13 protein-coding genes are annotated in these 14,296 nt (G+C 69.1%); 10 read left to right on the top strand and 3 right to left on the bottom strand.

What is annotated here, in order from left to right:
• Positions 1-4: 4 nt before the first annotated feature.
• A complete protein-coding gene (locus ACZ4VK_RS01795) occupies positions 5-211 on the bottom strand; it encodes a hypothetical protein (RefSeq protein WP_468347393.1) in 207 nt (68 codons plus the stop codon).
• Between the two features lie 175 nt (positions 212-386).
• Here ACZ4VK_RS01795 and ACZ4VK_RS01790 point away from each other — a divergent pair, with 175 nt between their 5' ends.
• A complete protein-coding gene (locus ACZ4VK_RS01790) occupies positions 387-1,361 on the top strand; it encodes a carbohydrate kinase family protein (protein WP_468347391.1) in 975 nt (324 codons plus the stop codon).
• Positions 1,362-1,942: 581 nt separating this feature from the next.
• On the opposite strand, the gene ACZ4VK_RS01785 is transcribed toward ACZ4VK_RS01790, so the two are convergent.
• The gene (locus tag ACZ4VK_RS01785; RefSeq protein WP_468347389.1) at positions 1,943-3,328 is read right to left on the bottom strand and encodes an aminotransferase class V-fold PLP-dependent enzyme; all 1,386 of its coding nucleotides are present in this window, start codon (positions 3,326-3,328) and stop codon (positions 1,943-1,945) included.
• A 440-nt stretch (positions 3,329-3,768) separates the two neighbouring features.
• On the opposite strand from ACZ4VK_RS01785, the gene ctaC reads away from it, so the two are divergent.
• The 4 genes from ctaC to ACZ4VK_RS01765 all read left to right on the top strand — a co-directional run bounded on the left by ctaC (position 3,769) and on the right by ACZ4VK_RS01765 (position 8,238).
• The gene (ctaC, locus tag ACZ4VK_RS01780) at positions 3,769-4,734 is read left to right on the top strand and encodes an aa3-type cytochrome oxidase subunit II (RefSeq protein WP_468347387.1); all 966 of its coding nucleotides are present in this window, start codon (positions 3,769-3,771) and stop codon (positions 4,732-4,734) included.
• Positions 4,731-6,467 carry an aa3-type cytochrome oxidase subunit I gene (gene ctaD / locus ACZ4VK_RS01775; RefSeq protein WP_389683050.1) on the top strand — a complete coding sequence of 579 codons (1,737 nt, stop codon included), beginning with the start codon at positions 4,731-4,733 and terminating at the stop codon, positions 6,465-6,467. Before ctaC ends, ctaD begins: the two co-directional genes overlap by 4 nt.
• Complete coding sequence (locus ACZ4VK_RS01770) at positions 6,464-6,862, top strand: cytochrome c oxidase subunit 4 (protein ID WP_389683049.1); 399 nt, start codon at positions 6,464-6,466, stop codon at positions 6,860-6,862. The genes ctaD and ACZ4VK_RS01770 overlap by 4 nt, the downstream gene beginning before the upstream one ends.
• Positions 6,863-6,984: 122 nt before the next feature.
• Positions 6,985-8,238, top strand: a complete 1,254-nt coding sequence (locus tag ACZ4VK_RS01765) for a L,D-transpeptidase (RefSeq protein WP_468347384.1) — start codon at positions 6,985-6,987, stop codon at positions 8,236-8,238.
• A 5-nt stretch (positions 8,239-8,243) separates the two neighbouring features.
• Here the strand turns inward: ACZ4VK_RS01765 and ACZ4VK_RS01760 are convergent, their stop codons facing one another.
• Positions 8,244-8,645 carry a DNA-binding transcriptional response regulator gene (locus tag ACZ4VK_RS01760; protein ID WP_366441554.1) on the bottom strand — a complete coding sequence of 134 codons (402 nt, stop codon included), beginning with the start codon at positions 8,643-8,645 and terminating at the stop codon, positions 8,244-8,246.
• A gap of 202 nt (positions 8,646-8,847) precedes the next feature.
• On the opposite strand from ACZ4VK_RS01760, the gene ctaE reads away from it, so the two are divergent.
• The 5 genes from ctaE to trpD all read left to right on the top strand — a co-directional run bounded on the left by ctaE (position 8,848) and on the right by trpD (position 14,219).
• Complete coding sequence (ctaE, locus tag ACZ4VK_RS01755; protein WP_351214770.1) at positions 8,848-9,468, top strand: aa3-type cytochrome oxidase subunit III; 621 nt, start codon at positions 8,848-8,850, stop codon at positions 9,466-9,468.
• 74 nt (positions 9,469-9,542) lie between these two features.
• Entirely contained in the window at positions 9,543-10,352 is an 810-nt protein-coding gene (gene qcrC, locus ACZ4VK_RS01750) for a cytochrome bc1 complex diheme cytochrome c subunit (protein WP_468347381.1), read from the top strand.
• Complete coding sequence (qcrA, locus tag ACZ4VK_RS01745) at positions 10,349-11,401, top strand: cytochrome bc1 complex Rieske iron-sulfur subunit (protein ID WP_468347379.1); 1,053 nt, start codon at positions 10,349-10,351, stop codon at positions 11,399-11,401. Before qcrC ends, qcrA begins: the two co-directional genes overlap by 4 nt.
• On the top strand, positions 11,398-13,023 hold the full coding sequence (gene qcrB / locus ACZ4VK_RS01740; RefSeq protein WP_468347378.1) for a cytochrome bc1 complex cytochrome b subunit: 1,626 nt from the start codon (positions 11,398-11,400) through the stop codon (positions 13,021-13,023). The genes qcrA and qcrB overlap by 4 nt, the downstream gene beginning before the upstream one ends.
• Positions 13,024-13,154: 131 nt before the next feature.
• Positions 13,155-14,219 carry an anthranilate phosphoribosyltransferase gene (gene trpD, locus ACZ4VK_RS01735; RefSeq protein WP_468347376.1) on the top strand — a complete coding sequence of 355 codons (1,065 nt, stop codon included), beginning with the start codon at positions 13,155-13,157 and terminating at the stop codon, positions 14,217-14,219.
• The last annotated feature ends 77 nt before the right edge of the window (positions 14,220-14,296 follow it).

Here is a 14,296-nt window from a genome sequence, read left to right as displayed (position 1 = left end):
TCCGTCAGCCCCCGTACTCCGCGGTGGCGTCGATCAGGCGGGCCGAGGCCGCCGGAACGACCACCCCGTGGATCAGCGCGGGGGAGACCGGAGCGGGTGCGGGGGAGACCGGGGTGACCCAGTGGGGGGCCATCCGAGCACCGTCGCCGCGCAGCTGCGCGAGGCTCAGCTCGGACTCGTGTCGCTCACGCGGAGCGGGGTACGTGGTCATGGGCGCACCGTATGCACCGCACCGCTCCGGAGAAAAGGCCTACTCTGGGGTAGTTTCCGCTGTTCGGCAGGGCGCGCCCCACCCGGTAGCGTGAACTGTCGCTCACCCGTAGCACCACGACCCTTCGTTCGAGCGCCTCGCGCGCCCCTATCGAATCCCGCAGGAGCACCCCGCCGTGCGTATCGCAGTCACCGGCTCCATCGCCACCGACCACCTCATGACCTTCCCCGGCCGGTTCGCCGACCAGCTCGTGGCCGACCAGCTCCACACGGTGTCCCTCTCCTTCCTCGTCGACAACCTCGACGTGCGTCGCGGCGGCGTCGGACCCAACATCTGCTTCGGCATGGGGCAGCTCGGCGGCCGCCCGGTCCTCGTGGGCGCGGCGGGCTACGACTTCGACGAGTACCGCGGCTGGCTCGACCGGCACGGCGTCGACACCGGCTCGGTGCGGATCTCCGAGGTCCTGCACACCGCCCGCTTCGTCTGCACGACCGACAAGGACCACAACCAGATCGGCTCCTTCTACACGGGTGCGATGAGCGAGGCCCGGCTGATCGAGCTCAAGGCCGTCGCCGACCGGGTGGGCGGGCTCGACCTGGTCCTCATCGGCGCCGACGACCCCGAGGCGATGCTCCGCCACACGGAGGAGTGCAAGACGCGGGGGATCCCCTTCGCCGCCGACTTCTCGCAGCAGATCGCCCGCATGGACGGCGAGGAGATCCGCACGCTCCTCGACGGGGCGACCTACCTCTTCTCCAACGAGTACGAGAAGGGCCTCATCGAGTCCAAGACGGGCTGGACCGACGCCGAGATCCTCTCCCGCGTCGGCCACCGCGTCACCACGCTCGGCTCGCGCGGGGTGCGCATCGAGCGCGTCGGCGAGACGCCGATCGAGGTCGGCTGCCCCGAGGAGAACGCCAAGGTCGACCCGACCGGCGTCGGCGACGCGTTCCGCGCGGGCTTCCTCACCGGGCTGACCTGGGGTGTCGGGCTCGAGCGGGCGGCGCAGGTCGGCTGCATGCTCGCGACGCTGGTCATCGAGACGCTGGGCACGCAGGAGTACACGCTGCGGCGCGCGAACTTCATGGAGCGCTTCACCAAGGCCTACGGCGAGCCCGCCGCGACAGAAGTCCACACCCACCTGTCCTGACACCCCCCTCAGCCGCCCCGCCGCCCGCTGCGGACACCCGCTCCACAGGGACGGCGCCCACCCTCACCGTGCCGCCGCCCCTCGTTGCGGGCACCCGCTCCACAGGGGCGGCGCCCCCCTCGTTGTGGACCTCCGCCGGCTGGGGCGCTGCCCCGCCCACCCGTTGTGGGCATCAGTTCCGCCGGGGCGCCGCCCACCCCCGTTGTGGGCATTCGTTCCGCTGGGGCGGAACGGGTGGGCACAACGGACGGCGCCCCTTGCCGGGCCCAGGCTTCCGGGCCTGTACCCGCACCCCGTTGTGCGGCGCGACTGGTGGTGCGGGTCCAGGCACAGGGGGCGGAGGCGCCCGCCAAGGGGCGCCGTCCCGTGTGCCCACCCGTCCCGCCCTGCGGGACGATTGCCCACACGGAGGGGGGCGAGGCGGTCGGCCCCTGGCGGGCGCGCACCGCCCCTGCGGGGGTGGGCGAGGCGCCGCCCGGCCGGGTGGGTACCGCCTCGGCAGGGCGATTGCCACACGGCGGTGGGCAGTGGTGGGCGCCGCCCACCGCGGGGCGCCGGCCGTGGGACGGGCCCGAGACGCGTCACGTCACGCGGCGCACCACGTACGCCGTCCCGCCCCCCACCGACTCCTCCTCCCCCACATACTCCTGCCCCCGCATCTCGCACCACGCCGGAATGTCCAGCCGCGCCGCCTCGTCGTCCGACAGGACCGTCACCGTCGCGCCCACCGGAACCTCTCCGAACACCTTCGCCAGTTCGATCACCGGGATCGGGCAGCGCTTGCCCAGCGCGTCCACGACGAGCGACCCGGCCGCGTCCACCGGGGCCGCCGACGCCGCCGGCGCGCCGAGCCGTTCCCGTACCGCCGCGACCACCCCCGGCAGGACGTCGAGGAAGCGGTCCACGTCCTCAGCCGCGGTGGCGGCCGGCAGGGACACCCGGACGTTCCCCTCGGTCAGCACCCCCATCGCGCGCAGCACATGGCTGGGCGTCAGCGTCGAACTCGTACACGACGAACCGGACGAAACGGAGAAACCTTCCCGGTCCAGCTCATGGAGGAGCGTCTCCCCGTCGACGTACAGACAGGAGAAGGTGACCAGGTGGGGGAGCCGGCGCACCGGATCGCCCACCACCTCCACGTCCGGCACGAGCTCCGGCACCCGCGCCCGGATCCGGTCCACCAGGCCCCGCAGTCGCGCCCCCTCGGCCACCGCCTCCGCCCGGACGGCCCGCAGCGAGGCCGCCGCCGCCACGATCGCCGGCAGGTTCTCGAAGCCGGGCGCCCGGCCCGACTCCCGCTCGTCCGAGGGCCCTTGCGGCGCGAACCGGACCCCCTTCCGTACGGCGAGCAGCCCCACCCCCGCCGGTCCGCCCCACTTGTGCGCGCTCGCCGCGAGGAGCGACCAGGCGCCGTCCACCGGCCCCCAGCCCAGCGACTGGGCGGCGTCCACGAGCAGCGGCACGCCCGCCGCCCGGCACGCCTCGGCGACCTCCGCCACCGGCTGCTCGGTCCCCACCTCGTGGTTGGCCGACTGGAGACACGCCAGGGCGGTCCCCGGGTCGAGGGCCGCCGCGAAGGCTGCCGCGTCGACCGCCCCGGACCGCCCCACCGGGACCTCGGTCACGGTGCCGCCCGCCGCCGCGTGCGTCTCGGCCGCGTGCAGGACGGAGGAGTGTTCGACCGCGGAGACCACGAGCCGGTCTCCGACACGCCGACGCGCCGCGAGGGCTCCGGAGATTCCCGCGTGAACCGCGCGCGTCCCCGAAGGAGTGAACACCAGCTCGTCGGGGCGGCAGCCCACGGCCTCCGCCGCGGCCTCCCGCGCCGCGTCGAGGAGCAGCCGTGCCCGCCTGCCCTCCCGGTACAGCCGGGCGGGATCGGCCCAACCCTCGTCCAGGGAGGCGAGCAGCGCCTGACGGGCGACGGGGTGCAGGGGGGCGGCGGACGCGGCGTCGAAGTACGGCATCCATCCACGGTAGGCCCTGCCCCCGACCCGCCCCTGCACCCTCACCACCCCGCCCCGCCCCACCCGCCCGGGGGCGTCTCCGCCGCAGCCGCCCCGGTCATCCCCGCCACCGCCCCGGGGGCGTCTCCACCGCGGCCGCCCCCGGGCATCCCCACCACCCGCCCCGCCCCCCGTGAACCCCCGTCAGAACCACCCCGCCGCACCCCGGCAGACCGCCGAACGGACCTGCCCGACCCCCCTGCGGAACCCCGGAGTCCACCCCTTCGTGAACTCGGACGGCGCGTTGGGCACCCTCCCCGCGCGACCCCAAATAGCGTCCAGTAGGGTTTGGTCCGCATAAACATCCAAACCCCTGCCCGCGGCACGGGGCGGCGACCGACCAGCGAGACGGACGGCCGTGGCCGACCAAGCGCGGGCCGAGACTCTCGGGAAGGCGCTACGTGAGTCCCAACGGCTCCGACCGCTCGTCGCGGCGCCCGATGCGGCGGAAGCTGCCGCAGGTGCTGACTGCGGGCCTGATCCTGGCGACAGCCACGGGCTGCTCGTACAACTGGGAAGACTTCCCCCGCCTTGGAATGCCCACCCCCGTCACGGAAGAGGCGCCTCGGATCCTCTCCCTGTGGCAGGGTTCGTGGGCGGCCGCTCTGATCACCGGAATCCTGGTGTGGGGCCTGATCCTCTGGGCCGTCATCTTCCACCGGCGCAGCCGGACCAAGGTCGAGGTACCTCCGCAGACCCGTTACAACATGCCCATCGAGGCGCTGTACACGGTCACCCCCCTCATCATCGTCTCGGTGCTCTTCTACTTCACCGCGCGCGACGAGTCGAAGCTCCTCGAGCTCACCCCGAAGCCGGCCCACACCATCAACGTGGTCGGCTATCAGTGGAGCTGGGCCTTCAACTACGTCGAGAACGTGCCCGGTGTGACGGGTGACGCCAAGACGGACAAGAACCTCTCCTCGATCCCGGACAAGTTCCTGGACGCGTTCCCGGAGAACGCCGGCGGCGTGTACGACGCCGGCATCCCCGGCGACCGCAACCCGCAGACCGGCAACCCGGGCCCGACCCTGTGGCTGCCGAAGGGCGAGAAGGTCCGGTTCGTCCTGACCTCGCGTGACGTCATCCACTCCTTCTGGGTGGTCCCCTTCCTCATGAAGCAGGACGTCATCCCGGGTCACACGAACTCCTTCGAGGTGACCCCGACGCAGGAAGGCACCTTCCTCGGCAAGTGCGCCGAGCTGTGCGGTGTCGACCACTCCCGGATGCTCTTCAACGTCAAGGTGGTCTCCCCGGAGCGCTACCAGCAGCACCTGAAGGAGCTGGCCGAGAAGGGGCAGACCGGCTACATCCCGTCTGGCATCGAGCAGACGGACCCGGCCAGGAATGCGGAGAAGAACCAACTGTGAGCATCCACAACGAAACCCAGGGTGCCGCCGCAGCTGAGGACTCGTACGAGAACGAGCTGCCCGTACGGCGCAAGCAGCCCGGCAATGTCGTGATCAAGTGGCTGACCACCACCGACCACAAGACGATCGGCACGCTCTACCTGGTCACGTCGTTCGTCTTCTTCTGCATCGGCGGACTCATGGCGCTCTTCATGCGCGCCGAGCTGGCCCGTCCGGGTACGCAGATCATGTCGAACGAGCAGTTCAACCAGGCGTTCACGATGCACGGCACGATTATGCTGCTGATGTTCGCGACGCCGCTGTTCGCCGGATTCGCGAACTGGATCATGCCGCTGCAGATCGGCGCGCCCGACGTGGCGTTCCCGCGGCTGAACATGTTCGCCTACTGGCTGTACCTGTTCGGCTCGATCATCGCGGTGGCCGGCTTCCTCACCCCGCAGGGTGCGGCCGACTTCGGCTGGTTCGCCTACTCCCCGCTGTCGGACGCCGTCCGCTCGCCGGGCGTCGGCGCCGACATGTGGATCATGGGTCTGGCCTTCTCCGGCTTCGGCACGATCCTCGGTTCGGTCAACTTCATCACCACGATCATCTGCATGCGCGCTCCGGGCATGACGATGTTCCGTATGCCGATCTTCACCTGGAACGTGCTGCTGACCGGTGTCCTGGTCCTGCTCGCCTTCCCGGTCCTGGCGGCCGCGCTGTTCGCCCTGGAGGCGGACCGCAAGTTCGGTGCGCACATCTTCGACTCGGCCAACGGTGGAGCGCTGCTCTGGCAGCACCTCTTCTGGTTCTTCGGCCATCCGGAGGTGTACATCATCGCGCTGCCGTTCTTCGGCATCGTCTCCGAGGTCATCCCGGTCTTCAGCCGCAAGCCGATGTTCGGCTACATCGGTCTGGTGGCCGCGACCATCGCGATCGCCGGTCTCTCCGTGACGGTGTGGGCGCACCACATGTACGTCACGGGCGGCGTGCTCCTACCGTTCTTCTCCTTCATGACGTTCCTCATCGCCGTACCGACAGGCGTGAAGTTCTTCAACTGGATCGGAACGATGTGGAAGGGCTCGTTGTCCTTCGAGACACCGATGCTCTGGACGATCGGCTTCCTGATCACCTTCACCTTCGGTGGCCTGACGGGCGTCATCCTGGCCTCGCCGCCGATGGACTTCCACGTCTCCGACTCGTACTTCGTCGTGGCGCACTTCCACTACGTCGTCTTCGGCACCGTGGTCTTCGCGATGTTCGCCGGCTTCCACTTCTGGTGGCCGAAGTTCACCGGCAAGATGCTCGACGAGCGCCTCGGCAAGATCACGTTCTGGACGCTGTTCATCGGCTTCCACGGCACCTTCCTGGTGCAGCACTGGCTCGGTGCCGAGGGCATGCCGCGTCGTTACGCGGACTACCTCGACGCCGACGGCTTCACCGCGCTGAACACGATCTCGACGATCTCCTCCTTCCTGCTCGGTCTGTCGATCCTGCCGTTCATGTACAACGTCTGGAAGACCGCCAAGTACGGCAAGAAGATCGAGGTCGACGACCCGTGGGGCTACGGCCGTTCGCTCGAGTGGGCGACGTCCTGCCCGCCGCCGCGGCACAACTTCCTCACCCTGCCGCGGATCCGTTCCGAATCCCCGGCGTTCGACCTGCACCACCCTGAGATCGCCGCTCTCGACCAGCTCGAGAACAAGCCGCACGAGGCCGAGGCCCTCACGGGCGCGAAGGAGGCCGGCAAGTGAAGATCCAGGGCAAGATGTTCATCTGGCTGAGCGTCTTCATCCTCGCCATGGCCGTCCTGTACGGCGTGTGGTCGAAGGAGCCGGTCGGTACGACGGCGCTGTTCCTCGCGTTCGGCCTGGCCATCATGATCGGCTACTACCTGGCCTTCACGGCCAAGCGTGTCGACGCCATGGCGCAGGACGACAAGGAGGCCGACGTAGCGGACGAGGCCGGTGAAGTGGGCTTCTTCGCCCCGCACAGCTGGCAGCCGCTCTCGCTCGGCATCGGCGGTGCGCTCGCCTTCCTGTCCATCGCGATGGGCTGGTGGATCCTGTACTTCTCCGCCCCGCTGATCCTGGTCGGCCTCTTCGGCTGGGTCTTCGAGTTCTACCGCGGCGAGAACCAGAACCAGTAGCGGTACCCCGCTCCGCACCGGAGCACACCGAGGGGCCCGGACACTTCGTCACCGAAGCGTCCGGGCCCCTCTTTTGCAGCACTCGGCGCGCTGCCGCACGAGATTCTTCTTACGGTGAGTCCATGAACGACACGCCGCGCATTCGGACTGTTCTGAGCTGCACTCTTCTGGCTGTCACCGTCACCGCGGCCGCGACGGCCTGTACCGGCACCGACGGCCACCCCCTGTCGGCGAGGGCGTACGACGCGGCGGACCAGCTCGCGGTCAGCGCCCCCGCCGACGGAGCCAAGGCGGATCCCGAGAAGCCCCTGGAGGTCACCGCCAAGGGCGAGGACGGCCGGATCACCGACGTCACGGCCACGGACGCCGCGGGGCGCCACCTGGCGGGCGAGCTCACCGCGGACGGCCGGCGCTGGCGCTCCACGGCCGCCCTGGCGGCCGGCACCCGCTACACGGTCCGGGTGGCCACGGAGGACGAGGACGGCGCCCCAGGGGCCCGTACGTACACGTTCGAGACGGCCCCCGCGAAACGGGCCCTCACGGCCACCTTCGGCCCGGAGGCGGGCACGTACGGCGTCGGACAGCCCATCACGGCCGATCTCAGCCTCCCCGTCAAGGACCGGAAGGCGCGCGCGGTCGTCGAACGGGCCCTCAAGGTCCGCTCCACCCCCTCCGTCGAGGGCTCCTGGTACTGGGTGGACGACAAGAAGCTGCACTTCCGCCCCAAGGAGTACTGGCCCGCGGGCGCGCTCGTGACGGTCACCGGCAACCTGGACGGCCTCAAGGTCGGCGACAAGCTCTACGGCGGCGCGTCCAAGCCGCTGAAGCTCACCATCGGCGACCGGATCGAGGCGATCGCGGACGCCGGGTCGCACTACATGACCGTGAAGCGCAACGGAGAAGTGATCAACACCATTCCGGTGACCACCGGCAAACCGGGCTTCTCCACCCGCAACGGCATCAAGGTGATCCTGGGCAAGGAGTACTACGTCCGGATGCGGGGCACCAGCGTCGGCATCGCCGAGGGCAGCTCCGAGTCGTACGACCTGCCCGTCTACTACGCGACCCGGGTCACCTGGAGCGGCGAGTACGTCCACGCCGCGCCCTGGTCCGTCGGCTCGCAGGGCGTGGCGAACGTCAGCCACGGCTGTGTCGGCATGTCGACGGGGAACGCGGCCTGGTTCTACGAGACCGTCCGCCCCGGCGACATCGTCAAGACCGTCAACAGCTACGGCGACACGATGGACCCCTTCGGCAACGGCTTCGGCGACTGGAACCTGCCCTGGACCAAGTGGCGCCAGGGCAGCGCCCTGGTGGAAGCCGCCGAGAACCCGGTGGCCCCCACCGAGAAGGCCCGCCTGCGACCCTCGATCTGATCAGCTCACGCGTCGATCGAGAGGCGCGAGCGGAGCAGGGCCGCCAGGGACGCCGCGAACTCGACCGGTTCCACCGGAAGGGTGACCGCGGCGTCCGCGCGGCTCCAGGTGGCCAGCCAGGCGTCCTGCGGGCGGCCGATGAGCAGCAGCACCGGCGGGCACCGGAAGACCTCGTCCTTGATCTGCCGGCAGACGCCCATGCCGCCCGCGGGCACCGCCTCGCCGTCCAGGACGCACACGTCCACGCCGCCCTCGTCCAGGCGCTTCAGCACCGCCGGAAGCGTCGCGCACTCCACGAACTCGACCGGGGGAACGTCGGACGCGGGCCTGCGCCCGGCCGCCAGCCGTACCTGCTCGCGGGTGTTCGCGTCGTCGCTGTAGACCAGGACCGTGGCACTCGACTGCATCGTTCCTCCGGCTGGGAAGGCGGGTGGGTCGTCGTCGACCGATGCGCGGATGCTACTCCGCTCCACACTCCGTCAACACCCGTTCAACACCTGTTCGAAGGGTGCCGGGAACCCCTCGCACTGGGCCGTTCGGCCCTGACACACCCCTCTGACACTCCGAACGGCACCCCCCGGAGTGAGGGCGGGATAAGCGACCGACATAATGTCGGTCGTGGCGACAGTAACGACAGTAGAAACAGGGCACGCGCACCCGTCGGTCAATCGACCGAACCTCACCAGCGTCGGAACCATCATCTGGTTGAGCTCCGAGCTGATGTTCTTCGCGGCCCTCTTCGCGATGTACTTCACCCTGCGATCGGTGACAGGTGCCGACTATTGGAAGGCCCAGGCGGAACACCTGGCCTTCCCGTTCTCGGCGACCAACACCACGATCCTGGTGCTCTCCTCCCTCACCTGCCAGCTCGGCGTATTCGCCGCCGAGCGGGGCGACGTGAAGAAGCTCAGGACGTGGTTCATCGTCACGTTCGTGATGGGTTCGATCTTCATCGGCGGCCAGGTCTTCGAGTACACCGAGCTGGTCAAGGACGCGGGCATGTCGCTCTCGTCCGGGCCCTACGGCTCCGTGTTCTACCTGACCACCGGCTTCCACGGCCTGCACGTGACGGGCGGACTCATCGCCTTCCTGCTGGTCCTGGGCCGGACGTACGCCGCCAAGAGGTTCACTCATGAGCAGGCAACCGCCGCCATCGTCGTGTCCTACTACTGGCACTTCGTCGATGTCGTCTGGATCGGCCTCTTCGCCACGATCTACATGATCAAGTAATCGGTCCCGCCGTCACGGCGGACCGAGACATCCAGCAAGCATCGACGCAGAAGATCCTGACACCGGGGTAATCCGTGAAAAAGCTCTCCGCACGACGACGCCATCCGCTGGCGGCGGTCGTCGTCCTACTTCTCGCGCTGGCGGCCACTGGGGGGCTGTACGCCGCGTTCGCGCCCGCGGGCACGGCGAAGGCCGATGAGACCGCCCAGTCCCTCGCCATCGAGGAGGGGAAGAAGCTCTACTCCGTCGGCTGCGCCAGCTGCCACGGAACCGGCGGTCAGGGCACCACTGACGGCCCCTCCCTCGTCGGCGTCGGCTCGGCCGCGGTCGACTTCCAGGTCGGCACGGGCCGTATGCCGGCCCAGCAGCCGGGCGCCCAGGTCCCGAAGAAGAAGGTCGTCTACTCGCAGGCTGAGATCGATCAGCTCGCGGCGTACGTCGCCTCTCTCGGTTCCGGCCCGATCACGCCGGCCGAGGGGCAGTACGACACCGCCGGCGCCAACATCGGCCGCGGTGGCGAACTGTTCCGCAACAACTGTGCCCAGTGCCACAACTTCACCGGTGAGGGTGGCGCGCTGACCTACGGCAAGTACGCCCCGAGCCTCGAAGGCGTGAGCCCGAAGCACCTCTACGAGGCCATGCAGACCGGCCCGCAGAACATGCCCTCCTTCCCGGACACGACCATGCCGGAGAAGGAGAAGAAGGACATCATCGCGTACGTCCAGGCCGTCAACAGCGACAAGGCCGACAACCCGGGCGGTCTCAAGCTCGGTGGTCTCGGTCCCGTCAGCGAGGGCCTGTTCGCCTGGATCTTCGGACTGGGCGCGCTGATCGCAGTTGCCATCTGGGTCGCGGCCCACACCGCTAAGGCCAAGAAGTCATGAGTAGCCAAGAGATTCCAGAAGAGACCCTGCCGGCAGGGCAGGACACCGCGCACGGCGCGGTGAAGGTCGCCGACGACCCGTTCGCCGACCCGGGCCTTCCGCCCCACAAGCCCCGCATCCAGGACATCGACGAGCGGGCCGCCCGTCGGTCCGAGCGCGCGGTCGCCTTCATGTTCACGCTGTCGATGCTGGCCACCGTCGGCTTCATCGCCTCGTACGTGATCTTCCCGGTCGACAAGATCGTGTACATCTGGCCCTTCGGCCGGGTGTCCGCGCTCAACTTCGCGCTCGGCTGGACCCTCGGCCTCGCCCTCTTCTTCATCGGCGCGGGCGCGGTCCACTGGGCCCGCACCCTGATGTCCGACGTGGAGGTCGCCGACGAGCGTCACCCGATCGAGGCGTCGCCGGAGACCAAGGCCAAGGTCATGTCGGACTTCGCGGCCGGTGCCGCCGAGTCGGGCATGGGCCGCCGCAAGCTCATCCGCAACACGATGTTCGGCGCGCTGTCGCTCGTACCGCTCTCCGGCCTCGTGCTGCTGCGTGACATGGGCCCGCTGCCCGAGAAGAAGCTCCGGACCACCATGTGGGCCAAGGGTCTTCAGCTCATCAACATGAACACGCACGAGCCGCTGCGCCCCGAGGACGTCGCCGTCGGTTCGCTGACCTTCGCGATGCCCGAGGGCCTCTCGGAGCACGACCACCACTTCCAGACCGAGATCGCCAAGGCCGCCCTGATGATCGTCCGGATCCAGCCGGAGGACATCAAGGACAAGCGCGAGCTCGAGTGGTCGCACGAGGGCATCGTCGCCTTCTCGAAGATCTGCACCCACGTGGGCTGCCCGATCTCCCTGTACGAGCAGCAGACGCACCACGTCCTCTGCCCGTGCCACCAGTCCACCTTCGACCTCTCCGACGGCGCCCGCGTCATCTTCGGCCCGGCCGGTCACGCCCTCCCGCAGCTGCGGATCGGCGTGAACGACAAGGGCTTCCTGGAGGCGCTCGGCGACTTCGACGAGCCCGTCGGTCCTGCCTTCTGGGAGCGCGGATGAGCACCGTGACCGATACATCGAAGAAGGCGCCCGCAGGTGAGCGGGTCGCCGACTGGGCCGACGGACGCCTGGGGATCTACTCGCTGGCCAAGGCCAACATGCGGAAGATCTTCCCGGACCACTGGTCCTTCATGCTGGGCGAGATCTGCCTCTACAGCTTCCTCATCATCATCCTGACGGGCGTCTATCTGACGATGTTCTTCCACCCGTCGATGAACGAGGTGGAGTACATGGGACCGTACGTCCCGCTCCAGGGACAGCTGATGTCCGAGGCGTTCAACTCGACCATGCACATCTCGTTCGAGGTGCGCGGTGGTCTGCTGATCCGGCAGATCCACCACTGGGCGGCGCTGATCTTCCTCGCCGGCATGTTCGTGCACATGATGCGCGTCTTCTTCACGGGCGCGTTCCGCAAGCCGCGTGAGATCAACTGGCTGTTCGGATTCCTGCTGTTCTTCCTGGGCATGTTCACCGGCTTCACCGGTTACTCGCTCCCGGACGACCTGCTCTCCGGCACCGGTGTCCGCTTCATGCAGGGCGCGATCCTGTCCGTGCCGGTCATCGGCACGTACCTGTCGATGTTCCTGTTCGGCGGCGAGTTCCCCGGCGGCGACTTCGTGGCCCGGTTCTACTCGGCCCACGTGCTGCTGCTGCCCGGCATCATGCTCGGTCTCGTGGTGGCCCACCTCATCCTGGTGTTCTTCCACAAGCACACGCAGTTCGCCGGCCCCGGCCGTACGAACAACAACGTCGTGGGCATGCCGCTGCTGCCGGTCTACATGGCCAAGGCCGGAGGCTTCTTCTTCCTGGTCTTCGGTGTCATCGCGGTCATCTCCGCGATCGCCTCGATCAACCCGATCTGGGCGCTCGGCCCGTACCGCCCGGACCAGGTGTCCACCGGCGCCCAGCCCGACTGGTACATGGGCTTCGCCGAGGGTCTGATCCGTGTCATGCCGGGCTGGGAGATCAACCTCTGGGGCCACACGCTGGTCCTCGGCGTGATGATCCCACTGGCGATCTTCCCGGCGGTCCTCGCGGCGATCGCGGTCTACCCGTTCATCGAGTCGTGGATCACCGGCGACAAGCGCGAGCACCACATCGCGCAGCGCCCGCGCAACGCTCCGACGCGCACCGCCTTCGGTGTCGCCTGGATCACCGCGTACATGATCATGCTCGTGGGTGGTGGAAACGACCTCTGGGCGACCCACTTCCACCTGTCGCTCAACTCGATCACCTGGTTCGTGCGGATCTTCTTCTTCGTCGGCCCGGTCATCGCGTTCATCGTGACCAAGCGGATCTGCCTCGGCCTCCAGCGCCGCGACAGGGACAAGGTGCTGCACGGCCGCGAGTCGGGCATCATCAAGCGCCTGCCGCACGGTGAGTTCGTCGAGGTCCACGAGCCGCTCAGCCAGGGCGAGATGCACCGCCTCACGGCGCACGAGCAGTACGCGGCCGCGGAGCTTCCGCCGGCCGTCGACGAGAACGGCGTGGAGCGCAAGATCGGGCGCATGGAGAAGCTCCGGATCAAGCTCAACAAGGGCTACTACGGCGACGACAGCCAGGTCGCCAAGCCCACGGTCGAGGAGTACAAGGAGATCCAGAGCGGCCACGGCCACCACTGATCACCTGAACTCCTGACGTTTCGAAGTTCGCCACGGCGAGGGCCCCGTCCATTCGATGGACGGGGCTCTTTGCCGTTCCCGGGGGTCGATAGGGTGGGTCCGTATCCGTCACGTGACGACCAGGAGCTGCCATGAGCGCTGTGACCCCCGCTGGAGGACCTACGTCGGCGGGCCGCTCCTGGCCCGTCGTCCTGGAAGGCCTGCTGACCGGCCGCGACCAGAGCGCCGAGGACACCGCCTGGGCGATGGACCGGATCCTGCGCGGCGAGGCCACCGACGCCCAGATCGCCGGCTTCGCGGTCGCCCTGCGTGCCAAGGGCGAGACCGTCGAGGAGATCTCCGGGCTCGTCCGCACCATGTACGAGCACGCCAACACGATCGAGGTGCCCGGCCCGTCCGTCGACATCGTCGGCACCGGCGGCGACGGCGCCAAGACCGTCAACATCTCCACTATGTCGGCGATCGTCGTGGCGGGCACCGGCGCCAAGGTCGTCAAGCACGGCAACCGGGCCGCCTCCTCCGCGTCCGGCGCCTCCGACGTCCTGGAGAAGCTCGGCGTCAATCTGGAGCTGACCCCGCGGCGGGTCGCCGAGGTCGCCGAGGAGGCCGGGATCACCTTCTGCTTCGCGGTGAAGTTCCACCCGGCGCTGCGTCATGTCGCCGCCGCCCGCAAGGAACTCGGCATCCGGACCACCTTCAACTTCCTCGGTCCGCTCACCAACCCGGCCCGGGTCAGGGCACAGGCCACCGGCGTCGCCGACGCCCGGATGGCTCCGATCATGGCCGGGGTGCTCGCCGAGCGGGGTTCCTCCGCGCTCGTCTTCCGCGGCGACGACGGGCTCGACGAGCTGACCACCACCGCCACCTCGCGGGTCTGGGTGGTCCGTGACGGCTCGGTGCGGGAGGAGGCCTTCGACCCCCGGGACGTCGGCATCGACCTCGTACCGGTGGAGGCGCTGCGCGGTGCGGACGCCTCGTACAACGCGGACGTCGCCCGCCGGCTCCTCGCCGGGGAGACCGGTCCGGTACGGGACGCGGTGCTGCTCAACTCGGCCGCGGCGCTGGTCGCGCTCGCGCCGGGGGAGGGCGGCCTCGTGGAGCAGATCCGCGCCGGCATCGAGAAGGCGGCGGAGGCGATCGACTCGGGTGAGGCCCGCCGGGCCCTCGAGCGCTGGATCACGGTCAGCAACGCGTAGCGCGTCCCCGTCGTACGACGACCCCGGTCCAGCATGCGGACCGGGGTCTCGCACATGCGCGATCATGTGGCAGGATG

The organism is Streptomyces sp. NPDC028711 (assembly GCF_055565415.1).
The sequence above is the reverse complement of the archived record's forward strand: the minus strand, read 5'-3'. Positions and strand labels throughout refer to the sequence as shown.

What these genes read in the sequence shown, in the direction of transcription:
- ACZ4VK_RS01795 (WP_468347393.1), bottom strand. Translation starts at nt 211, where the DNA reads ATGACCACGTACCCCGCTCCGCGTGAGCGACACGAGTCCGAGCTGAGC.
- ACZ4VK_RS01785 (WP_468347389.1), bottom strand. Translation starts at nt 3,328, where the DNA reads ATGCCGTACTTCGACGCCGCGTCCGCCGCCCCCCTGCACCCCGTCGCC.
- ACZ4VK_RS01765 (WP_468347384.1), top strand. Translation starts at nt 6,985, where the DNA reads ATGAACGACACGCCGCGCATTCGGACTGTTCTGAGCTGCACTCTTCTG.
- ACZ4VK_RS01760 (WP_366441554.1), bottom strand. Translation starts at nt 8,645, where the DNA reads ATGCAGTCGAGTGCCACGGTCCTGGTCTACAGCGACGACGCGAACACC.
- ctaE (WP_351214770.1), top strand. Translation starts at nt 8,848, where the DNA reads ATGTCGGTCGTGGCGACAGTAACGACAGTAGAAACAGGGCACGCGCAC.
- qcrA (WP_468347379.1), top strand. Translation starts at nt 10,349, where the DNA reads ATGAGTAGCCAAGAGATTCCAGAAGAGACCCTGCCGGCAGGGCAGGAC.
- qcrB (WP_468347378.1), top strand. Translation starts at nt 11,398, where the DNA reads ATGAGCACCGTGACCGATACATCGAAGAAGGCGCCCGCAGGTGAGCGG.
- trpD (WP_468347376.1), top strand. Translation starts at nt 13,155, where the DNA reads ATGAGCGCTGTGACCCCCGCTGGAGGACCTACGTCGGCGGGCCGCTCC.